General features: G+C 66.4%; 18 protein-coding genes. 14 read left to right on the top strand and 4 right to left on the bottom strand.

Annotated elements, in window-relative coordinates:
* Positions 1–207: 207 nt before the first annotated feature.
* Both AACH06_RS03210 and AACH06_RS30250 read right to left on the bottom strand, forming a co-directional pair.
* Positions 208–3978, bottom strand: a complete 3771-nt coding sequence (locus AACH06_RS03210) for an error-prone DNA polymerase (protein WP_341424152.1) — start codon at positions 3976–3978, stop codon at positions 208–210.
* A 31-nt stretch (positions 3979–4009) separates the two neighbouring features.
* Positions 4010–5572: an integron integrase gene (locus AACH06_RS30250; RefSeq protein ID WP_479723916.1), complete on the bottom strand. Its 1563-nt coding sequence runs from the start codon at positions 5570–5572 to the stop codon at positions 4010–4012.
* A gap of 161 nt (positions 5573–5733) precedes the next feature.
* On the opposite strand from AACH06_RS30250, the gene AACH06_RS03200 reads away from it, so the two are divergent.
* From AACH06_RS03200 to AACH06_RS03135, 14 genes are all read left to right on the top strand, one after another.
* The gene (locus AACH06_RS03200) at positions 5734–6243 is read left to right on the top strand and encodes a hypothetical protein (RefSeq protein WP_341424151.1); all 510 of its coding nucleotides are present in this window, start codon (positions 5734–5736) and stop codon (positions 6241–6243) included.
* Between the two features lie 208 nt (positions 6244–6451).
* Complete coding sequence (locus tag AACH06_RS03195; RefSeq protein WP_341424150.1) at positions 6452–6823, top strand: VOC family protein; 372 nt, start codon at positions 6452–6454, stop codon at positions 6821–6823.
* 189 nt (positions 6824–7012) lie between these two features.
* Entirely contained in the window at positions 7013–7531 is a 519-nt protein-coding gene (locus tag AACH06_RS03190; protein ID WP_341424149.1) for a GNAT family N-acetyltransferase, read from the top strand.
* Positions 7528–7980, top strand: coding sequence for a VOC family protein (locus AACH06_RS03185; RefSeq protein WP_341424148.1), 453 nt, complete (start codon positions 7528–7530; stop codon positions 7978–7980). Before AACH06_RS03190 ends, AACH06_RS03185 begins: the two co-directional genes overlap by 4 nt.
* Entirely contained in the window at positions 7977–8498 is a 522-nt protein-coding gene (locus tag AACH06_RS03180) for an SRPBCC family protein (RefSeq protein WP_341424147.1), read from the top strand. The genes AACH06_RS03185 and AACH06_RS03180 overlap by 4 nt, the downstream gene beginning before the upstream one ends.
* Before the next feature lie 121 nt (positions 8499–8619).
* Positions 8620–8913 (top strand): hypothetical protein, encoded by a 294-nt coding sequence (locus AACH06_RS03175; protein WP_341424146.1) that lies wholly within the window; start codon positions 8620–8622, stop codon positions 8911–8913.
* Between the two features lie 298 nt (positions 8914–9211).
* Entirely contained in the window at positions 9212–10207 is a 996-nt protein-coding gene (locus AACH06_RS03170; RefSeq protein WP_341424145.1) for a TolB family protein, read from the top strand.
* Between the two features lie 503 nt (positions 10208–10710).
* Positions 10711–10881, top strand: coding sequence for a hypothetical protein (locus AACH06_RS03165; RefSeq protein WP_341424144.1), 171 nt, complete (start codon positions 10711–10713; stop codon positions 10879–10881).
* Positions 10882–13309: 2428 nt separating this feature from the next.
* On the top strand, positions 13310–15136 hold the full coding sequence (locus AACH06_RS03160; protein ID WP_341424143.1) for a right-handed parallel beta-helix repeat-containing protein: 1827 nt from the start codon (positions 13310–13312) through the stop codon (positions 15134–15136).
* A 290-nt stretch (positions 15137–15426) separates the two neighbouring features.
* Positions 15427–16224 carry a DUF4184 family protein gene (locus AACH06_RS03155; RefSeq protein WP_341424142.1) on the top strand — a complete coding sequence of 266 codons (798 nt, stop codon included), beginning with the start codon at positions 15427–15429 and terminating at the stop codon, positions 16222–16224.
* 136 nt (positions 16225–16360) lie between these two features.
* Positions 16361–17518: a DUF4185 domain-containing protein gene (locus tag AACH06_RS03150; RefSeq protein ID WP_341424141.1), complete on the top strand. Its 1158-nt coding sequence runs from the start codon at positions 16361–16363 to the stop codon at positions 17516–17518.
* A gap of 145 nt (positions 17519–17663) precedes the next feature.
* On the top strand, positions 17664–18305 hold the full coding sequence (locus tag AACH06_RS03145) for a pyridoxamine 5'-phosphate oxidase family protein (protein ID WP_341424140.1): 642 nt from the start codon (positions 17664–17666) through the stop codon (positions 18303–18305).
* A gap of 150 nt (positions 18306–18455) precedes the next feature.
* Complete coding sequence (locus AACH06_RS03140) at positions 18456–19070, top strand: glutathione S-transferase family protein (RefSeq protein ID WP_341424230.1); 615 nt, start codon at positions 18456–18458, stop codon at positions 19068–19070.
* A gap of 4 nt (positions 19071–19074) precedes the next feature.
* Positions 19075–21153 (top strand): pyridoxamine 5'-phosphate oxidase family protein, encoded by a 2079-nt coding sequence (locus tag AACH06_RS03135; RefSeq protein ID WP_341424139.1) that lies wholly within the window; start codon positions 19075–19077, stop codon positions 21151–21153.
* Positions 21154–21181: 28 nt separating this feature from the next.
* Here AACH06_RS03135 and AACH06_RS03130 read toward each other — a convergent pair whose 3' ends face one another.
* A complete protein-coding gene (locus tag AACH06_RS03130) occupies positions 21182–22081 on the bottom strand; it encodes a LysR family transcriptional regulator (protein WP_341424138.1) in 900 nt (299 codons plus the stop codon).
* A gap of 154 nt (positions 22082–22235) precedes the next feature.
* Complete coding sequence (locus AACH06_RS03125) at positions 22236–23111, bottom strand: AraC family transcriptional regulator (protein WP_341424137.1); 876 nt, start codon at positions 23109–23111, stop codon at positions 22236–22238.
* Positions 23112–23183: the final 72 nt, after the last annotated feature.

The raw sequence follows: 23183 nt of genomic DNA, 5'->3' as shown, positions 1-23183 counted from the left end.
CGCAGGCTTCCCCCCACCCCGCGATCTGCGATGTGGGCGATGAGCAAGCGTTGGCGAACGATGCTGAGTCGACTCGATTTACGGGCCAGCATTGCCGGAGCGGCAGACTGTTGCCCGTCGGGCCGCCTGCCGATACTGTCGGCCTCACTGTGCATGCATGCGGGGTAGACGTCGAGACCAGAGTTCGCTCGAGAGTCAAGCGCCACGCTACCGAAAATCCCGGCTGCTCGTCTTCAGGCCCGGCGAGTCGCTGTCCAGTTCGCGCAGCAGCACGCTGTGGTCGACCAGGCGTTTGGCCACGAGGTGGCGCACCTCGCCTTGGCGTTGCCAGATGCCGTAGACCGTGAGCAGGCGCGAAGCAAGCAGCGCCGTGCGCTGCGCCTCGGCCACCTGGGGCCAGACGATCACGTTGACCTGGCCAGTGTCGTCTTCCAGGGTCACGAAGATCACGCCTTTGGCGGTCTGTGGCCGCTGGCGGTGGGTGACGAGCCCGCTGGCCCGTGCGAGCTGGCCGTTGCGAAACGCCTGCAGTTCGGCGGCCGTGCTGATGCGAAAGCCAGCCAGGCGGTGTCGCAGCAAGGCCAGGGGATGATGGGCCAGCGACAGGCCCGTGCGCCGGTAATCGGCCAGCAAGGCCGCCCCTTCGCTCGGCGGCTCGAGCAAGGGTGCGTCGTGCTCTTCGGTGCGTGAGGCATGCAGCACCGGGGCGTGGCCGACCCGGGTGTCCACCCCCGCCACCGCCCAGGCCGCCTCGCGCCGGTGGCCGGCCAGGGCCACCAGGGCATTCGCATCGGCCAACAGACGAAGGGCGTGGCCATCCAGCCCGGCACGCCGCGCCAGGTCTTCCACACTGACGAACGGCGCCTCGGCCCGGGCCTCGACGATGCGCTGCGCCGCATCTTCGCGAAAGCCGCTCAGCCGGCTGAAACCCAACCGAACCGGCCGCAGGCGCTGCGGCGGCGGGCTGTGGCGCTGGCAGACCGAAGCGGATGGCATGGCATCGGCCTCGCCTGCACCATCGCCACGCCCGTTACCCACATGAGGGGGCGCCGGGCCGCCCCCCGTGGCCTTATCCCCCTCGGGGGGCCTGACGGGCGAGACCCGGCATGTGGGGGTGCACTCTCCAGCCAGGGCGGTCGGCGCCGCAGGCAGCACCTGCCCACCCTCACCTGGGCTGGCTGGGGGCGGCGGGAGGCCCAGGTCTTCCAGCGTCGAATCCCACTCGCTGCAGGTCACGTCAACGGGCCGCACCACCACGCCATGCGCCCGTGCGTCGCGCACCAACTGTGCCGGCGCGTAAAAACCCATCGGTTGGCTGTTGAGCAGGCCGGCGAGGAAGGCATCGGGATGGTGGCGCTTGATCCACGCGCTCACATACACCAGCAGCGCGAAGCTGGCGGCGTGGCTTTCTGGGAAGCCGTATTCGCCGAACCCTTCGATCTGGCGAAAGATCGATTCGGCATAGTCGGCCGCATACCCCTTGGCCACCATCCGATGGACGAGCTTGTCGTGGAAGGGCCCGAGGCCGCCCTTGCGCTTCCACGCGGCCATCGCGCGGCGCAGTTGGTCGGCTTCGCCGGCCGTGAAATCGGCGGCCACCATCGCCAGCTGCATCACCTGCTCCTGGAAGATCGGCACGCCCAGCGTGCGGCCCAGCGCCTGCATCAACTCTGGCTTGGGAAACTCCACGGGCTCTTCGCCGTTGCGGCGCCGCAGGTAGGGGTGCACCATGCCACCTTGGATGGGGCCGGGCCGCACGATGGCCACCTCGATCACCAGGTCGTAAAACTTCTTCGGCCGCAAGCGCGGCAGCATGCTGAGCTGTGCACGGCTTTCCACCTGGAACACGCCGATCGCATCGGCATCGCCCAGCATCTCGTAGACCGCCGGGTCTTCCTTGGGCAGATCGTCCATCTCGATGCGGCGGCCCTGGATGCGGGCGAATTCGGGGCACGATTTGCGGCCGATCCACTCGAGCGCCCGCCGGATTGCGCTGAGCATGCCGAGCGCCAGCACATCGACCTTGATCAGTTTCAGCGTGTCGAGATCGTCCTTGTCCCACTGGATGACGGTGCGGTCTTCCATCGTGGCGTTTTCCACTGGCACCAGGCTGGAGACGTCGTCACAGGCGATCAGAAAACCACCCGGATGCTGGCTGAGGTGTCGCGGGAAGTTGCGCAGCTGCGAGGCCAGCTCGGCCCACAGCTTGACCAGCGGCGCCTCGGGGTCGAAGCCATGCTCGCGCAGCCGTGCGGGGTCGAAGCGGCCGGGGTGATCCGTCCACCACGGTTGCTGCTTGGTGACGGCTTCGATCCGGTCGAGATCGAAGCCGAGCGCGCGGCCCACATCGCGCAGACACGACCGGCTGCGGTAGCTGATCACCACCCCGGTCATCGCCGCGCGGTGCCGGCTGTATTTGGCGTAGATGTACTGGATGACCTCTTCGCGCCGCTGGTGCTCGAAATCGATGTCGATGTCCGGCGGCTCGTTGCGCTCGGCGCTGATGAACCGCTCGAACAGCAGGTTGCCCAGCTCGGGATCGACCTCGGTGACCTGCAGTGCATAGCAGACCACCGAATTCGCCGCACTGCCACGCCCCTGGCACAAGATGCCCTGGGCCCGCGCCCAATGCACCAGATCGGCCACGGTGAGGAAATACGCCTCGAAGCGCAGTTGCTGGATCAGCGCCAGTTCGTGTTCGACCTGCTGGCGTACATGCGCGGGCTCAGTGCGACCCTTGTCGCGATAGCGTTTGAGCAGGCCCTGCTCGGTGAGCTCGCGCAGCCAGGTGGTGGCCGTGTGACCGGCAGGCACCAGCTCTTGCGGGTATTGGTACTCCAGCTCGCTGAGCGAGAACACGCAGCGGCTGGCGAAGCCGACCGCCGCTTGCAGCCAGGCGGGCTCGTACAGCTCGGCCAACCGGGCCCGCGAGCGCAGGTGCGCCTCGCCATTCGATTCGAGCCGCCAGCCCGATTCAGCCACGGTGCAGCGGTGCCGGGTGGCCGCGAGCACGTCCTGCAAGGGCTTGCGCGAGCGGCTGTGCATGAGCACATCACCCGTGGCCACGATGGGCAGGCCGCTCAGCTCGGACACCCGGCGCGCCACCGCCAGCCGCTCGTCGTCGAACCGGCGATGCTGCAGCGCGAGCGCCAGGCCGCAGCGATCGGCACCGAGGCATGTTTTCAACCACATGGCCTGGGCGAACACCGTTTCGAACTCGGGCGGCGATGGCGTGCCGTCGTCGCCCTCGGGTCCATCGACCACCAGCAGCGCCAGACACTCACCCAGCCCGGCGAGCCAGGGCGCCTTGGGGGCCCTGCCTTCAAGATCGGAGGCGTGGGCGAGGTAGTGGCCCTTGGGCGCCCGCCGCCGCGCCAGGCTGACCCAGCGCGACAGGTTGGCGTAACCCCGAAGGCTGGTGGCCAACAGCACCAACCGAGCCCCGTCACCGGTGGGCCGATGGGGGTGAGGCACCACGGCCGCCCCGCCCGGCATGCCCTGGCCGCGAAGCCCCTGCAGCGGCGGCCCATTCAGCGACCGCCCATTCGGCGACGCCCCCTGCACGCCACCGAACCCGGCCTTGCGTTTCTTGGCGGGTGCAGGCGCCGCCCCCTTCTCCGCTCCCTTCTCCGCCCCCAACCACGATGTCGCCGCGTGGGCTTCGGCCCCGGCCGGCTCGGGAGACAGGCGCATCTCGGCCCCGATGATCAGGCGAAACGGCAACAGCTGGCCTGGGTGCTTTGCCTCGAACTCGGCTGCCAGCTCCTTCGCCGCCTCATGCGCGCGCACGACACCGGCGAGCGAACACTCGTCGGTGATCGCCAAGGCCTGGTAGCCGAGCTGGCACGCGCGCAGCACCAGCTCGGCCGGCTGCGATGCGCCGGTCAGGAAGCTGAAGTTGCTGCGACAGTGAAGCTCGGCGACCTCGGGCAGGCCGGCGGCCCACTCGTCGCTGCTGGCAGCATCTGGCGTCGACATGACAAAGCGAGCCGAAGGGCCACCACCCAGCTCACCACGGCTGCGGCAGGCCGGACGACCCGCCGCCCCTGCCCCACCTGGCCGGTGCGGTGAGTGGGTAGGGCGTGGGCGGTGTGGTGTGCCGGGTGGTGGGCCGGGTGGTGGGCCGTATGGTGGGTGCCGGTGGCGAAGCGGGCGCGGCGCCACGCTGCCGGCCCCACACGGCCCGGCGCACCCAGCCGATGGCCATCAGGCCGGCACGCCTGAGCCCCGCCCGGCGTGCGCCGCTGCGCCCTGCCCGCCGCCAGCCCCACCGCCACCCCAGGGCCGGTCTCGTCAGCGCTGCGCCCTTCGGGGCGAGCACGGCATCCACCGCCAACGTGGCGTCCACTCGGATTGCATCCACTCGGGTTGCATCCACTCGGGTTGCGTCCACTCGGTAAAGGGCCGCAGGCTCTTCGGCCACAAACTTTCGCGGTAGCACCGCCGTGCGCGGCAGCTCTGACGCGTCCGAAGGGCCTTCGTGCTCGGCGGCGCGATCGTAAGCCTCGCGCTCGGCGGTGCGAGTGTGGTCTTCGCGCTCGGCAACGCGATGTTGGGGCCGGCCACTGTCGGCAAAACTGGCCATCAAATCGTCCAGCGGGCTGCGAACGCCGCTGCTGCCCAGGCGCAGCACATGGGTGTAGATCATCGTGGTGCTGACATCCGAGTGGCCCAGCAGCTCTTGCACCGTGCGGATGTCGGTGCCGGCCTGCAGCAGGTGGGTGGCGAACGAATGGCGCAGCGTGTGCGGCGTGGCAGGCCGGACGATCTGCGCCTGCTGCACCGCCCGCTTGAACGCGCGCTGAAACCCTTGCTCGGTCATGTGGTGCCGCCGGCGCAAGCCCTCGGCCCGCGGATCGGCCGACAAGCCGCCCTGCGGAAACACCCAGAACCAGCTCCACGATTCGGCCGCGCGCGCGTACTTGCGCGCCAGCGCGTGGGGCAGGTAGACACCCGCCACCTGCGCGGCACGATCTGCCCGGTACAGATCGCGGGCCGCCTGCATCTGCGCTTTCAGCGCCCCTTCCAGCGCCGCGGGCAACATCACCACCCGGTCTTTGCCGCCCTTGCCATCGCGAACGATGATCACGCGGCGGGCGAAATCCACGTCTTTCACCCGCAGCCGCAAACCTTCGAGCAGGCGCATGCCAGTGCCGTAGAGCAAGCGGCCGAGCAGGTGGTGCTCGTCGGGCAGCACGCCCAGCAGCCGAGAGACCTCGGCCTGCGTCAACACCACCGGCAGGCGCACCTGCCGCTTGGGGCGGCCCAGCTCGGCCATCCACGGCAGCTCATGGCCGAACACGTGTTGGTAGAGAAACAGCAGCGCCGACAAGGCCTGTTTGTGGGTGGACGGAGAGACCTGTCGCTCGGCCGCCAACCAGGTGAGAAAGGCTTCGATCTCCTCTCGCCCCATCTCGCGCGGATGCCGCGACGCCCCATGAAAACGAACGAAGGCACGCACCCAATGCACGTAGGCCTCTTCGGTGCGCAGGCTGTAGTGGCGATAGCGGATCTGCTCACGCAGTTGATCCAGCAGGCGCGGGGCCTCGGCGGGCTCAAGGGGATGAGGCATGGCGTGAAACCCGACAGCGCGGCAGCAACAAAACGACAGACGACAACAAAGGGGCCAGGGGACAGAGCAGCGAAGGCCTGGGGCCACCACGGCTGGGTGGTCCATGCCTTGGTGGCCTATAGGTACTGTATTTTTATACAGTATCGCGCTAGCATCTCGCCATGGCAAGCCCTCCTCGCACCAAGCGCCCCCTCACCCGCCCGCGGCGACCGGCGGCAGACAGCTGGGCGCTGATCCCGCTGGGCGCGTCCAACCCGGTGGGTGACGACGCCGCCACCGAGGCCGTCCTCATGCCGCTGGCGGCCATCTGCCCCGCCGAAGGCACCGAGGTCGTCAAGCGGCTGAAGCCAGGGCAGCCGGGCACCCTGTCACTGCATCGCCGCTACGGCCCGGCACTGGTGTGCGTACGCTACCGAAAAGACGTGGCCACCGGCAACACCCGGTTCACCACGGTCGAACTCGTCATCGACCAAGGCCCTCAACGCCGGCAGCCCCTGATCCGCGTCGACATCCGGTTCGACGACATCGAGACCCGGCGCCAGGCCATCGCCCTGGGCGCCGAATGGGACGCCGATGAAAAAACCTGGCGCATGCCGCGGCGCGCGGCCATCCAGCTGGGGCTGGTCCGCCAGGGCAAGCGAGGCCGGAAGAACCCGGCCGAGCCCGCGTGATGGCGCGTCATCTCGCTCCCACAGGCGCATGAATACACCCATTGATGGCCCCTTGCGCCACTTGGCCCAGGCCGAGGGCAGCGCCCATACTCACCGTCCATCTTTGTCGGCCCACCCGTGTCAACAAGAAGCCACCACCATCCACCGGAGCCTGCGCACGTCGCATGCTTCATTCCCCCACCGCCAACTCCGAAAGCGCAGGCACACCATGGGACATCGCATCGTCTGGGTCGACATTCCGGTCACCGATCTTGACCGGGCCATCGCCTTCTATTCCGCCGTACTCGGCAGCCAGGTCACCAAAGAAGGCGGGCCTGGTTTCAGCTTCGGCCTGCTGCCCCACACGGGCGATGAAGTGGGCGGCTGCCTCTACCTCGGCGGCGCCGACAACGCGCCTTCGGCGACCGGCCCCCTCATCTACTTGAACGCCGAGGGGCGCCTGGCCCAGGCGGTCGACGCTGTGACATCACAAGGTGGCCGGGTAGTCCAACCGGTGCACCCCATCGGCCCGCACGGCTTTCGCGCCATCGTGGTCGACAGCGAGGGCAACCGCGTCGCGCTGCATTCGCCGGTGGGCTGAAGGCTCCATGGGCCGGGGGATGCCGTGGGCAGGCCCGCGCTGCGCACCTTGGCCTAACATGCAGCGGTTGTCGCTTCGGCCTCGCCGTGACGCACCACGCCGGCCCGCTGTACCGCAGTGGCCTGAGAAGCTTTGAACGGGTCGTCACCGGGGCGCTGCGTCACACCTCACGAAGTTGCCCCACTGCCCATGGCCATCCGCGAAATCGACCCCAGCTCCGACGCCGAAATCAGCCTCGTGGCCGAACGCATGCTCGACACCTTGATCGAGGTCGAAGGGCCAGAGCGAGGAATCGGGATCCATTCGCTGCCATGGCTGAAAGAGCGGGTGCAGTGGCACCTCGACCCTTCGCAAAGCCAAGGCCAGGTGTTCGTCGCCACCGCGACTGACGGCCACATCGTGGGCCACAGCCTGCTGCGAATCGAAGGCAGAGCGTCGGACCCGTTCGGCCTTGTCGCCACCACTTACATCATCCCCTCTGCTCGCCGGTCCGGGTGGGCCGGGCAGTTTCTCGAACGCGCGCACGGCTGGTTCCGCGAGCAAGGCGTGAACCGCAGCTGCACCTGGACATCCGGCACCAATACGGCGTTGATCTCGCTGTATCGAAAGTTCGGCTACGACATGGTCGACCACGGGCCCCACGGCTCCACCGGCACGCCGATGGTCAAACTGGGCCGGTACATCGACGATCAACAAGGCGCCCCATGACCGTCATCCGCATGGACAACGTGGGCATCGTGGTGGAAGACCTCGATGCGGCGATCCACTTCTTCACCGAACTCGGCCTGAACCTGGAGGGCCGCATGCCCGTCGAGGGAGAATGGGCGGGGCGGGTCACCGGCGTGCGGGGCCAGCGCGTGGAAATCGCGATGATGCGCACGCCAGACGGCCACAGCCGCCTCGAACTCTCGCGCTTCGACGCGCCGGCCATCGCCGCCGACCACCGCACAGCACCGGTGAATTCGCTCGGCTACCTGCGCGTGATGTTCGCGGTGGCCGACCTCGACGACACCCTCGTCCGGCTGGCCCCGTTGGGCGCCACCGTGGTCGACGAGGTGGTCAACTTCCAGAACATCTACCGGCTTTGCTACATCCGCGGCCCCGAGGGCATCCTCATCGGGCTGGCGCAGCCGCTGGACGGGAACCCGTCACCGTGAGCAGCCCTGCCGGCGAGGCCCCGCTGATGCACGTCATGCACGAGCTGGTCGTCCAGAGCCGCATTGCCGTCCACCCCGAAGCGCTCTGGAACGAGCAGTCCATCGCCACCGTCAACTTCGAGCTGGGCCCATGGATCTGGATGTCCGCGCCCGCCACATGGCAGGGCGTGAAGCTGAAGGATTGGGACGGGCAGCGCCGGCTGTTCACGAGCTGGGTGCTGCTGCTGCGAATCCTCCCGCTCGACCGCCACGCCTTCGGCACGCTGGATCTGAGCCAGCCGCTGAGCTTCGTCGAGCACTCGTCATCGTGGATGAATCACCGGTGGCGACACGAGCGCCATGCACGCGCGGTGCCCGGCGGCTGCGAGGTCACCGACAGAGTCAGCTTCACACCGCGCATCCCCCTGCTGGCCCCCTTGCTCAAGGCCATCTACCTCGCGGTGTTCCGCCACCGACACGCCAGGCTCAGGGCACGCCATGGCGCCCTGGTGGAGCCATCGTCGAAGCATCAGGGCTGAGGGCCGCGAGGCACCACGCCATCACACCCCCCCGATCCGAACGCCAAACCGTGCTGAGATCATCCGCCAGCAAGCAGCGCCACGGGACATGAGCCGCCAGAGCAACCGACACCTCCGACGCATGTCACTGGACGACCGGGTGGACATGGCACTGTCAGAGCTCGTACCGCCGACGGCGTCTGTACGGGTCGAGGTGATCAGCCACGACAGCACGCACGATGTCTTGTCCTTCATCGAGCTGAAGGAAGACCTCTCGCCGACGGGGCTGCAGGCCCTGTTGCAGGATATCCGGCGTTGCTTTAGCGATCTGCGACAGCTGCAACCCGAAGAGCCTTGTTTGAAAAGTTGGTCCGCCTACATCGAATGGCGCGGAACCCGCGTTGCCTCGACGTCTGCACTGGACCGAGCACGCTGATGATCCGGGCGGCCGCGATGAGGCCGGCCGTCAGTGCACGCGGCCACCAGCTCGGTCGCAGCGAAACCGCGAGGCCAAGACTGAAGCCAAGTCAAAGACGCGACGGCCTGGCGCCCGCGGCGGAGGACAGGAGCGGACGTGTTCGCCTCGCGCCTCGGCCTGCCCGTTGGTCCGAAACACACGCCAGACGGCGTGCAGCCGGCCGCCCCAAGGTTCATGACGCGCTCACCGATCCCGGATACGGCTGCTTTCAATGCCCAGCGCGCGGAGCGGGGCCACGTCCCCTACGATCTGTTGGATGAAAACGTCCACCATCGCCTTGACCCTGTCGGCCACCCTGCTGGCAGCGCCGGCCTTCGCTGGAACCGCCTCCGGGTGTATCCCCCAACACCCGCTGGAGCCGGCGTCCAGCTTCCCTTCGCTGCCCGGCCGGCTCGTGTTTCACTCCTACGTCAGCTATGGCGATGGCGGTTCCCGCCTGTTCTTGTATGACTTCGCCGCCAAGACGCTGACGCGGCTGGACAGTGCGGCCTGGAACATCACCGATCCCATGAATGCGCACTTCTCGCCCGATGGCAAGCGCCTGGTGTTCATGGGCCGCCAGCTCGGCAACTGGCACGTCTTCGTCTGGACGCCCGGATCGCCGCAGGCGCCCGTCAACCTGACATCGTCGCTGGGTGGCCGCAACGAAGACCCGAAGTACTCGTTCGATGGCACCCAGTTGGTCATCAAGCATGAGGGCGACCTGTACCTCGGCCAATGGGCCACCGATGGTCAAAGCGTCGTCTCCTGGCAGGCGATCACCACCGACGGATGGGCCACCGAAGAATCCATGCCCTACCTCACCCCTTCGGGCAAGTACCTCTTCTTCGTGGCCGGCACCGGCGCTTCGATGCGAATCCGGCGCATGGACATGGCCACCAAGAAGACCACCACCTTCTCGACGCCACCCGATGGCGCCCACGAGTACTACCCGGTCGTTCGCGACTACTCCACCTACTTCTACACCCGCACCCTCGCCAACACCGGCAACGACCAGATCCTTCGTCACCCCATTGGCCAGGCCACCGGCAAACCCGAGGTGTTGGCCCTCAACGACTGCGACCGCGACAACTCTGACGCCGCACCGGTCGACGAAGACCTGCTCGCGTTCTCGAGCGACGCCTACGACAGCACCTATGAGCTGGTCATCGGTGACCTGCGCAACGGCAAGGTCTGGCGCATCGCCCCGGGGCTGATCAGCGGCAGCGACGGCCGCAACAAGCTGGGCGCGAACTACACGGCACGCCGGTAGAAGCGGCCTTCATGCACCGGCGCGTGGCCCGAGACCGTAGCGCCCCGGGCCGCGCCAAGGTGTGCGTCCACGCCCACACGAGCCGATGACTCGTTCTTCGGCACGCGGCTGGCTGGTCGACGGTGCCACCCAATTGCCTGACACCGGCATCGCTCATAGACTCCAAAGATGTCACGCCGATCCAATCGCCTGAGCGCCGAACTTGCTGCCTTTGCACAGCAGTATCAACGCAAGGCTCAACGCGGCGTCGACCCCAATGACCGTGGGTACTCGCGCGAGACGGAGGAACTCATGAAGCGTATGCGGCCAGAGGAACTGTCGGCGTTACTGAATGCGGATGCTGACGAGACTATGCCGCCAGCAAAGGCCAAGAAGCGGCCGCCCAATGATGGCCTTCCGAAGAGGATTGGCCGAGGTCCGTGACCGACGTTTCCCGGCCAGGGAGGGTCGAACGTAAGGGTCGGCTACGCTCACCGGCGATGACGTGTGGAATCTGCGGGCGAATGCTCGATCAGCTTGACGTCCCCTTGTCCACCGACTGCGGTGGCGATTGCTGGGGCTGCGTTGGAGAGATGCAGGCTGACTTGGGCGATCTCGAATCATTGAAGAAGGTGCGCGAGGAGTTCGCCCAGGGGCTTCGCCCCGATTGGATCGATCCGGCGACAAACGGCTAGCGGCCAGGAGCGGTCAATCGGAGACGACACCCAATCGATCTTTGGAGCCGGCGTTTGAGGGAGGGAGCGTCAAGCAAAACGCGCGTCTACTGCGTTTCCGGCGGGGTGGGGTGCTGGTCCGCCAGTTAGGCCCCGGCGCCGGGACGCGCGCGTCGCTACGTCCTATCGACTGGCCCAACCTCCCATGCGGTCAAGTACACCCGCGCGGTCGCCAATGTCGTGTGCGGCTCAGCATGCACATGCAAGCTCAGACTCCTCGATGAAGGTAGTCGAATTCCACCTCGCGGCAAATGCTGAGGTGTGTCGAACCTCATCGGGAGAATCCCATTGCCCCATCCCACCTGAACTCGAACAAGCTGGTCTTTCCGGTCCAATTCGACCATGTAGGACACGAAGCTCTCTGCGGCGACGTCTGGCACGTCGAAAACGATGTGCTGCCCATTGTCTCGCTCGTCCACCAATACGGTAAGAAGTCGTTTGGGCTCATTGAGTACATAGCGCGGACCAAACCAACGCCCCTGGGCCCGGTCCGCCTTCACGGCGCGGAAGGGTGCGCAGATAACGTTGATCAAGAAGAATGCGGGTAACGCGTAGAGCAGGGTCTGAAGCGCTTCGGACGCTGCAGAAATGGAAGCTTCTTGCCTCCCCGGCCCCCAGGTGGGTGAGAGCAGTAGGACGGCGATCCATACCACCACCAAGTTGAGCCGCGCCGCGTTGTCCGTAATCGGGGCTGCCGTTTGAACAACTGCATCTTCAAATGAAAGCCGGACTAGTCTGTGCAGCCGTGCATAAACGGCTGAGCCAGTGAGCGACCTAAGCATCAGGTATTCCCTTCGATCAGAAGTGGAGTTGCCCCCGGCGGCGCCACCAGACAGACACGTGAGGGCAATAAAAAAGCCGCGACACGTAAAACGTGGTCGCGGCTGGTGACGGGAAGCATTACGCCATGACGGCGGGCAGGATGTCAACGGGGCGGGACGCCAGCGCCGCCGCAATCGTTTCATCAGGTCGGTGAGATACCTCTGTCTCAGCGCTTCTCGATGGCGACTCAAAGAATGCGATCCAACCATCGCGCTGCGGCGGGGCCACTTCAGGTGCGCGGGCGGATAGACATACAGGCGGCCCGACGCAGGCCGGCCGATCATGCGGATAGAGATGGTCGTGCTGCGCCATGGCGGCGCGAAGCTTTCGCGCGAGGAGCTACGCGCCAGCGCACCGGTTCGTGGTGAGTCTCTCGACATTCGAACGCCGACAGATCCGTATGGCCTCGGTGCTGCCGGAGGGCAACCGCCTGCCCGACACGATCCCAACGCTCGAGGAACCTCGCCTGACCCCGCATCCGCGATGAGTGGTTCGTGCTGGTGGGCTTCGAGTCGTTCAACATCCGCGGTGAGACCAAGCGTAACGCGCAGGCTTGTGGTGCCGGCTGCCGGGGGCGTGGGTGCCCGAAGACCTCATGCCGCTGGCGCCAGTGTCGCTGGTGGAGTCGGCGGGTTGTAGGGCGGGCGCTTATGCCCGCACCCTCCTGCCAGAGTATGCCCAGCGACCACCTGTGAACATGACGTTCTCAAGCTGTCGCGCTTGGTCCAATCACCACGCCCAAAGGAGGCGCGCATGCTACCGACTCGAATTGAGCATCATCTCCATCAGACCACCGATGGGCTGTTCTACGGCATCCGACGAGCGTTCTACGCATGGGGCGGCCAATCCCGTCTCGTGCCTGGCTCCACGGGCAACCAGACCCACGCCATGTACGCCATCGAGCGGGACCGCAGCCGCGGTCCTGGAGCAAGGCCGCAAAGCACATCGATCTAGACGACAAATTTAAGGCGAGGTAGGTAGTCAGTCGAGGCTGACTGCGCGGCGGACCGGCCTGCGGAATCGGGCTGCCGCTCACCCGGGCGCCGGGCTTGGCGGAGACCCACTCCGCCACGGAGACTCTGGCGAATGACTGCAGTTGCGAGTACCGCCCTGGCTGCTCCGGGTCGGGTGCCGCCAACCAGCACGGGCAGCTGGAGCCATCGCGTGTCATTCGTTGGCCGCAAGCGGCGAGTGACCAGCAATCCAGCTGCAGCCGGCGCACACCGCTCCGGTCGACAAATGACGGGTGACCACCCCGCGGACACTCTGTCCGTCAACATCGAACAACCGCCCCCAGTCTTAGGCCGAGAGCGATCTGATCGCCGACTCCTGTGCCGCGGGAGGGATCGGTCGATACCCGATGAGGTAGTCACGGTCTGGGGCACCTTCAGTCATCGACCGGCCCGCGCAATCGCCACGCAACTGACCGACCGGCGAGGACTGAGTGGCCAACTGGCTCATAGAGTGCGGCCGTGCACCTTGCAGCTAGGTGTTTATGTTGAGCGTTGGATACAGCATGATGCCTATCAATTGACTTGCTTAGTTAGCTTACTAACTCATATATATCATGCATACCACCAATACAACCTTTGCCGGCGGGTACGTAAGTCTGGGCGATGTTGCGGGAAGCAATCCCGATGGCGTGACATTGAATGACCTCCCCATTCAGAACTGCATTGACGATCTCAGCAGCAATGGCGGTGGGACTCTATGGATCCCCAAAGGCCGTTGGGCTTTCTCCTCTTTCGCGCCAAAGTCGAACGTCACGATCTCTGGAATGCGTGGGGCGTCCTGGTTGGTTCAAGTGCAACCGAAGAAGGACATCACGACCGGTATCTACAAAGCATGGGGATCCGGCGCGCTGAAGAACTTCCACTTGAAGGAGCTTAGCTTCGATGGTGGCCGCGTGCAGCAGCCTCTGAATCCAAACAATGACCTGATCCGATTCGCCTTGGACCGCGGCGACCTGATAGAGAACATCTCGATCACGGACTGTGATTTCCAGAACGCTCAGAACAACTTCATCCAAGTCCTCGGAGGACATCCCTCCGCTCAACTTCGACGGTTCAACGTCATGCGCTGCTCGTTTGTCACTACGCCTGAAAAGGTGTTCTCTGGCAGCAACGCCTACAAAACTTCGATGGACGCTGTGCGTATCGAGCAGACCTACGACTATTCCCACTCGGGAGACGCGTATGGGACGGTGCTGTTCAGGCACATCAACATCGCGGACAACTACGCGGAGACAATTAGGACGCTGGCGGACTTGAAGCGCGGCTGTGCCTTCTTCACCATCTCCCGAAATTCGACTCGCAACATGTCCGACTGTCACCATTCGGTAGATGGCAGCTTCAACGGCAGCATTTGTGGGAATACGGCTGACGTCGAGGTCGACTTCGCAGGCCCGTCGAGCTTTACAAACTTCATTGAGGTGCAGGGGGAGCAAATTCTGGTCACGGGAAACCAGATGGACGGTGGACACCGTGTCGTCGACGGCATATTCATTACTGATTACGGACGCCCAGAAGAGAACGGCGAAGGGCACCGATCCATCGGCGTCCAGGTGAGCAACAACCACGTTTCCAACGTGACAAGGCACGGCATTCGCGTTCTAAATAACAGCGCCTGCACAGTTACCGACAACACCATCACTAACGCTGCCAAGTATGGCGTGAGCATCGAGAGCGGAACTGGCCGCACGGGTCCCGACGGGGTCCCACTGGTCTCTTCTGGCTGCGCGGTGGGCGACAACCAAATGTCTGGTTGCCTCGACGGCGTCTCCTTGGCTGGCACATCACATGTACTGGGCGAGAACACGTTGGATGGTCGAGATGCTTTGCTGCTCCCCAGCACGCTGCTGCAGGCTTCGAAATATGGCAACTTCCGAAGAGCGCACGCCCACACCGAGCTGAACCCCAATCCGCATTTCAGGGTGAGCATCACGAACATGGACAATGCAGAGTTCTACGAGACCAGCTACCCGGCCATCACCGCTGCCAAAACGAAGCCTGACGGCGTTCCTCAGGCAGTGGTCCTCACTGACTCTGACGACAAAGCACTGACCGCCCTTCGCTGCAGTACGCGAATCGCAGTTGCCGTTGGGGACTACGTCTACGGTCGCGTGTGGATCCGCACCGGCACCGCAACCTCGCTGTCGGTGTTCATTCAGGAGCAGGATGCTAGTGGCGCATTCATCAGCAACACTTTTTACGCTCCGGCGTCGGTACCCAGTACTTGGACGGAGTACGTGTTTCGCCACAAGATAGTCAACGGCTCGTGCGCAAAGGTGGCGGTTCACGTTGCTCCGGCAAGCGGCTCCAATGTATCAGCCAACACGGGCACCTCAGAGTGGGCCAACCTGCGCTTATCCAGGACTCCTATCGGATTCTCGTGATTCGGCGAGCGCCGTCGGACGGAAATGTTTGCTCGCCGCAGGTCAACCGGCACAAGATTGTCACTTTGACGGAATGGGCAAGGCCATTGATCTTGGTTTGGCCTGGATCGATTGGTGGTTCGCCTTCTGAAAACGAACGAAGATTCGCAGCGCGTTCGGGCTGGCTAGATGCCGCGCGACTCCTTTTCGGCGACGCGTTGGTTCACGGGGCCGCAACGGGTCAATAGCCGCAGTTCCGCGTCCCGAACTGCCTGCTCACACCCACTGATATCAGCCCCCTCTCAACGCCCATGCCTTGGACCTTCGCGCACCCCGCCGCCGTACTGCCACTGAGCCGGTTGTGCCCGCGCTGGCTGTCATTCCCAGGATTGGTCGTGGGCAGCCTGTCGCCAGATTTCGCCTACTACGTGGGTGCGGGCTCGTTCGCCAGCGCGGCTCACTCTGGCTGGGGCCTGCTGTACGCCTGCTTGCCGCCGTCGCTGGTGCTGTTGTGGCTGCTGTTCCGCTTCAGCGGCCCGCTCACCGATCCATTGCCGCTACCTCACCGTGAGCTGGCGAGAAGCGCGCTCTCGCGCTCGGGCCTACGGGGCAGCTGGCGAGCCCTGACGCTCGCCGCATCGGTGCTGATCGGCGCCGCCACGCACATCGGCTGGGATGCTTTCACGCACGATGCCCGCACTGGCGTCCAGTGGCTGCCCTTCCTGGGCACCTTTCTGTTCAGCGTGGCCGGCTGGAAGGTTCACGTCTACACCGTGCTCCAGCACCTCAGCACGCTGGCTGGCCTCTCCGCGTTGGTCATCGTGTACCGGCGTGCTGCACGCAGCATCGCGCCCATCTCGCTCATCTCGCCCGTCGCACCCGCAGAGCCGGCCCGTGAACAGGCCAGGCGCCGCAGCCTCGTGCGCCTGGGTGCCGCCAGCGTGGCCATGGGTATGCTGGTGACGACGGTGCGAACAGCGGCCACTGGCTCGCCCTTCATTCCGCACCAGTTCGTCTTCGGCACCGTCATCAGCACCACCAGCGCGTTGGCACTCTTCTACCTTCTGGCCGCCTTGCGGTTCGGCCAGAAGCAGGCCGGCGCGGCATAGCTCGCGCGCCGGAGCAGCCCCTGGCCACGAGCATGAAGGCGGCATTCCGCGCCATCGACGTGCGCCTCACGCCCGCAGCGGGCGCTCGATGCACAGCCTCTACACTGGTCGTTTTGCCCGAAGCAGGAACCAGGCGATGCGATTCGACACCAGTGCGGCCGTGACATGGACGCTGACCCGCCCCCGCCCATTCGCGGCCATGGCCGTCTTGAGCTGCTGGCTGGCCCACGCGCCGCTCGCCCAAGCACAACAGCAAGTGCCCCCCATCCCGCCGGTGCTGAAGGTAGAGAGCCTGGGGCTGGTGCAGCAGAACGAACACGTCAAGTGCCGAGACGGCAGCTACAGCGCGCTGGTCAACGGCCGCGCGGTCTGGACCTTCAACGACACCTGCATGGACGACGGTGGTGTGCTGGGCGACCAGTTCATCGACAACACGCTGGCCTGGAGCAAGAAGCTCAAGGCCTCGAATGGCATCAACCTGACGCGGGATCTGGAAGACGTGGAAGGCGTGCCGGTGCGTTTCGTGCCCTTCACCCAGGGCGAGATCGACTTCACCAACAGCCACCAGCCCAATGAGCTGGCCATCTGGCCCGGGCACATCGTGCCGGACCCGGCGCGCCACCGCGCACTCATCTTCTTCGGCACCGTCTACCGTGGCAGCCAGATCGGCTTCCAGGGCGTCGGCGGCGGCATCGCGGTGATGGACGACAAGACCTTCGCCGTGACCCGCCCGGTGCAAAACCCCGATCCGAATGCGCAAGAACCCACCTACATGTGGAATCGCTTCGATCAGGCCTACACCGGCGGCTATGTGCTCGAAGGCGACATGCTCTACAACTACGGCGGCAAGGGCAAAGGCCTGGCCACGCAGGTGCGGGTGGCGCGCGTGCCGCTGGCGGATGCGCTGGACATTTCGAAGTGGCAGTACTTCGATGGCAGCGGCTGGTCCTCTGATCCGAAGGCGGCCAAGCCGGTGTACGACGGCGGCGCCGCGGGCGACACCGTCTTCTGGAACGACTACCTCGGCATGTACATGACCGTCTACCAGACGTTCCTGAACAACACCGTGTACTACCGCGTGGCCTATCGTCCAGAAGGCCCGTGGTCGGCCCAGGCGGAAATGTTCGTGGCCGAGCAAGGCACCGACCCGAGCTACGCCGCCCGAGTGCACACCGAATACGCCGAAAAGGGCGGCAAGGTGCAGTACGTCACCTACGTCAAGAACACCGGTTTCCTCGCCCAGGAATTGCCGCTGACCAAGGTGGTGTTCGGTCAACCGGCGAAGGCGGACTGACGCCGTCATCGCAGGGCCCGGCCAGGCATTGTTCCAGCCCAGGAAACACTGCCTTGGCCGTGGTGCGGATTCTCCAGCGCGGCGGGCTGCGCGACAGTGAGGGCCTCGCCGCGCGGTTGACGCGGCGCCCGATCCGGAGCCCGCCATGTCGCACGCGTTCGCCCACATTGCCTTCACCCCGTCGGTCAAGTCTGCGCAGCAGCGCGACGGCAGCCGCGCCGGCTACGCGCGCAGTTTCGAAGGCGATGACATGGCCTTCAACGATCGCCTGGGCCCGTCCGAGATCGAGTTCATCTCGGCGCAACGCAGCTTTTACCTGGCCACCGTGTCAGAGACGGGTTGGCCCTATGTGCAGCACCGTGGCGGGCCCCGAGGGTTCCTGAAGGCGCTGGACGACAAGACCCTCGCCTTTGCCGACTATGCCGGCAACCGGCAGTTCATCAGTGTGGGCAACCTGTCGCGCAACGATCGCGTCGCGATGATCCTGATGGACTACGCCCAACGCGTGCGCTTGAAGCTGCTGGGCCGGCTGCACGTTCGGGACCTGAGCCCTTCGGATGACCTGGCCGACACGCTGGTCGATCCCACCTACCGCGCGCGGCCCCAGCGTGCCATGGTCATCACCGTCGAAGGCTTCGACTGGAACTGCCCCCAGCACATCCCGGTCCGCTTCGACGCCGAGGACGTTCAAGCCGCCCTCGATGCGCGCGACCAACGCATCGCTTCACTGGAAGCAGAGCTCGCCGTGCTGCGCCCCGCGGCCACCAGCCGGCCGCCTTCGTCCTGATTCCGGCGGCGCGCCGCCGTCATCCCCGCATCGCCTCACCCCATCCCGGGGCAGGCCTTTCGTCCCAGTTCCGTTCGTGCAAGGGGGTGGCCATGTCACGCCCGCGAACGCCCCCCCACTCGTCAACCTCAGCCTGGAAAGCTCATGTCCATCAAGCTCTATCGTCATCCCTTGTCGGGCCACTCACACCGCGCGCAGCTCGCGCTGTCCTTGATGGGCCTGGCGCACGAGCTGGTCGATGTCGACCTGATGAAGGGCGCGCACAAGACGCCAGAGTTCCTCAAGCTGCACCCGTTCGGCCAGGTGCCGGTGCTCGATGACCACGGCACGATCGTGTTCGATTCGAATGCCATCCTGGTCTACCTGGCCACCCGATACGACAAGGCACGCCGCTGGCTGCCCGAAGATCCTCGGGGTCAGGCCGACGTACAGGCCTGGCTGTCGGTGGCAGCAGGCCAGATCGCCTTCGGCCCCGCGGCCGCTCGCCTCATCACGGTCTTCGGCGCCAAGTACAACCCCGACGATGTCATCGGCCGGGCGCATGCCCTGCTCAAGGTGATGGAGGGGCAGTTGTCCACGCGCGCCTTCCTGGTGGGCGCCAACGCGACGCTGGCCGACATCGCAGCCTACAGCTACATCTCGGCCGCCCCCGAGGGCAACGTCGATCTCTCGGCCTATCCGCAGGTGCGGGCCTGGCTGGCGCGGGTCGAGGCGCTGCCGGGCTTCGTCTCTTTCCAGAAAACGCCTGTCGGCCTCGCGGCCTGAGCCCATGAACACCCCACTCTCGCGCCAGGACGATCCCTTCCATGCCGGTGAGCGCGCCGTGCACGACAGGCTGGGCATTCGCGAGCGGGTGTTGGCGGTCGGTCAGCGCGTCATTCGCACGGCGATGCCCGAGCAGCATCAGCGCTTCTTCGAGCAGTTGCCCTTCATGCTGGTGGGCTCGGTCGACCCGGCCGGGCGGACTTGGGCGTCGGTGCTGGTCGGCCCGCCGGGGTTCGTGCAGGCGCCAACGGCCCAGCGGCTGGACTTTCGCGCCCGCGCGATACCGGGCGACCCGCTGGCCGACGGCCTGGTGGAGGGGGCCTCGTTGGGCTTTCTCGGCATCGAGTTGCACACCCGCCGACGCAACCGCGTCAACGGCCGCGTCGTGGCCAGCGATGCCCAGGGCTTCAGCCTGGCGGTCGAGCAATCGGTGGGCAACTGTCCACAGTACATCCAGGGCCGCGAGATGCAGTGGGTGCGCGATGCGGCCGATCTGCGCCCCCGAAGCATCGAGGCCGTGAGCCGCCTGGATGGCGACGCGCGTCGGCTCATCGACCAAGCCGACACGCTGTTCATCGCCACCCAGGCGCCGGGCGGCGGCGCGGACGTCTCACACCGCGGCGGCCGTCCGGGCTTCGTCAAGATGGAAGACGACGGCAGCCTGCTGGTGCCGGATTTCGCCGGCAACTCCTTCTTCATGACGCTGGGCAACCTGCAACTCAACCCGCGCGCCGGCCTCTTGTTCATCGACTTCGAGCACGGGAGCCTGCTGACCTTGACCGGCACCGCGGAGGTGGTCTGGGATGGCGATGCGCTGAAAACCTTCGACGGCGCGGAGCGGGCGTGGCGGTTCAGGCTGGAAACCGGGTGGTGGCTTCGCGGTGCGCTGCCCTTGCGCTGGGCCTATCGCGACGAGTCGCCCCACAGCGCGATCACCGGCACCTGGGCCGAGTCTGAGGCCCGGCTCGCCGCGCAGCGCCTGTCGGCGACCTGGCGCCCTTACCGCGTGACCCGCATCGTTGACGAGAGCGCACTCATTCGCTCATTCCACCTCGCCCCGGCCGATGGCGGTGCCGTACCGCCCTTTCTCGCGGGCCAGCATTTGCCGATTCGCCTCGTCACCCCGGCCGGCACCGAGCTTCGGCGCACGTACACCCTCTCACAGGCGCCCAGCGATGCCGGCCTGCGGCTGAGCGTCAAGCGTGAAGGCGCCGCCTCCCGCCATCTGCACGACCAGGTGCGCGAGGGCGACACCATCCACGCGCTGGGCCCGCGCGGCGCATTCACCATCGATGCCTCGCTGAGGCGGCCCGCCGTGCTGATAGGCGCTGGCGTCGGCATCACGCCGATGGTGGCGTTCGCGCGCCACCTGGTCACCGAAGGGTTTCGCGCACGCCGCACCCGGCCGATGCACCTGATCCAGGTGGCCCACAGTGAAGCACACCGTGCCTTCGGCGCCGAGCTGCAGGCGCTCGCCGAGCGCGCCGGCGGCGCGATGCGCCTGCACCTGGTGCTGGGCGATCTCGCCGGCGCGCCCGCCCACGCGCACCCGGGCCCGCTGACGGTGGAGCAGCTCAAGCAGTGGCTGCCCTTCGACGATCACGAGTTCTTCCTGTGCGGCCCGGCGGGCTTCATGCAAGCGATCTACGACGGCCTGCGCGATCTGGGTGTGCGCGATGAGCGCATTCGGGCTGAATCGTTCGGCCCCTCGTCTCTGAAGCGGCGGCTCGATGGGGCGCCCATCGCGCCTGCGGCACCGCCGCCGCCGGCGCCGCCGGCGCCCCCGGCCGGTCGGGCGGATCGGGCAGATCCCGCAGATCGGGCCACCATCAGCTTCATGCGCACCGGCGCGGTGGTGCCTTGGGCACCTGAAGATGGCACCTTGCTGGAGCTGGCCGAAAGCAGCGGTCTGAATCCGCCCTTCTCCTGCCGGGCAGGACATTGCGGTTCGTGCACCACCCGGCTGGCCGCTGGACGCGTGACCTATGCCGAGCCGATAGCGTGGCCCGTGGGCGACGGCGAGGTGCTGCTGTGCTGCGCCCGGCCAGCGGCCGGAAGCGAAACCATCGCGCTGGACCTGTAGGACGTGCGGGGCGCCCGGCCCGGCGCGCTCACTGCAACGCCGGATCTGCGCGCAGCCCCTGCACCGCCATGTCGATGAACGCGCGCACCTTCTGCGTGGCGTGCCGCCCCTCGTGGTGAACCACGTGGATCGGCAAGGGCGCGGATTCGAAGTCTTCCAGCAGCACCTGCAGCGCACCGCTTTGCAGATGCGCGGCCGCCTGGTAGCTCATCAAACGGGTGATGCCCAGCCCGGCCACCGCGGCGGTGATGGCCGAATCGTTGGTCACGGTGCGCATGCGGGGCTGCATGCGTTGCACCAGGGGCTTGCCCGCGTCGTTGAAGCGCCATTCGGCCACCGGCGTGACACCGGCCGCCGAGATGATGGTGTGGGCGGCCAGTTCCTCCGGTCGCTGCGGGCGTCCGTGCGCCTCCAGATACGACGGCGCCGCCACCAGCACCCGCCGCACGCGGCCCACGCGTATCGCCTGCAGCGAAGAATCCGGCAGCTCGCCAATGCGCACCGCCACGTCAACACCTTCTTCGACGACATTGACCACGCGGTCGAGGAAAAGGCACTGGGCATCCACCTCCGGAAATCGCTGCAGATACCGCACGAGGATCGGCGTGACGTAGAGCTGCCCGAACAGCACCGGCGCAGTCAGCGTCAGGGTGCCCCGGGGTTCGGTGTGGACCCCCGCGGCGGCCGTTTCCGCCTCGTCGATGGCCGCGATGATCCGGCGGCAATCTTCGGCGAAACGCGCGCCCGCATCGGTGACTCGAACCACCCGTGTGGTGCGCGTCAGCAGCCGCAGGCCGAGCCGCTCTTCCAGCTCGGCCACGGCACGCGTGACCACCGGCGGCGACAGGTTGAGCTTGCGGGCCGCGCTGGCGAAGCCACCGCAGTCGACCACGGCCACAAAGGTGGTCATGGCTTGAAGACGGTCCATGTTGTTTCCTCTTCCGAAAGGCGGCCCCGGCGAGGTGGGCGTTGCAGAGATTCTCGCCCCTCGACACTTAGTGCTCATCACTCGTCAGCGATGGCCTCAACGGCACACGACCGCCGGCCGGTTGGTCCCGACCGGGCCTGTGGGGCCCCGGTGATCAGCGCTCGGCCTGCTGCGCCAGCCAGGCGGTCGGCGTCTGCCCCAGCCGCTGGGTGAAGGCGCGTGTCAAGGCATTCGGGCTGCTGTAGCCCACCTCGTCGGCAATCGTCTTGACTTGGCGGCCCTGCACCAGCAGCGTCTGCGCCATGCCCAGGCGCAGGCCGGCGAGGTAGTCGATCGCCGGCTGGCCCACCACGTCAGTGAAGCGCGCGGCGAACCGGGCGCGCGACATGCCCGCCAGACTGGCCAGGTCATGCAGGGTCCAGGCGCGGGCCGGCGCGGCATGCATCGCGTTCATGGCCTTTGCCAGGCGGGCGTCCGCCAGCCCAGCCACGGCGCCAGAGCGCAACAAGCCACCGTCGATGGCGTGCCGCAGCAGGTAGATCAACACCACCTCGCTCAACCGGCTCAGCGCGGCCTCCCGGCCACTGCCCTCGGCAAAGGCCTCCAGGAAGAGCGCCTGCAACACACCGCCGAGAGACGGCACCTCGCGCAGCGGCAACACCAACGGCGAAGGCAGCCCCTGGACGAGCGGGTTGCCCAACGAAGTACCGAGTTCAACCGAGGCGCACACGAGATCGGCCCCATCGCCTTGGTTGGCGTGCAGCCGATGGCTGGTGGCGCGCGGAAAGAAGATCAGGCTGGGTTCGTCAAAGTCGTGCACGCGGCCGTCGGGGGCCGTGAGTTGCAGGTGGCCGCCGCGCAAAAGGTGAAGATGGCCGACGCCTTCGACCGCATCGAAATTGACGAGGCTGCACAGGTTGCCGGCGTAGAAGACGCGCGACTTGAGCTCGAAACGTTGCAGCAGTGGGGCGAGTCGGTCATCCATGGCGCCATCTTCGCCGTCGCGCGGCAGGCCGTGAATCGTCACCACGAGAAAGAGTCCGTTTCCGGCGCGGCAACGGCGCCTCGCCAATCCGGCAGTGGCAGGCACGCGGCGCCGCTT

Source organism: Ideonella lacteola, from assembly GCF_038066555.1.
GTDB classification, from domain to species: Bacteria; Pseudomonadota; Gammaproteobacteria; order Burkholderiales; family Burkholderiaceae_C; genus Ideonella; species Ideonella lacteola.
Note: the sequence above shows the minus strand (reverse complement) of the source record. Positions and strands in the feature narration are given on the sequence as shown.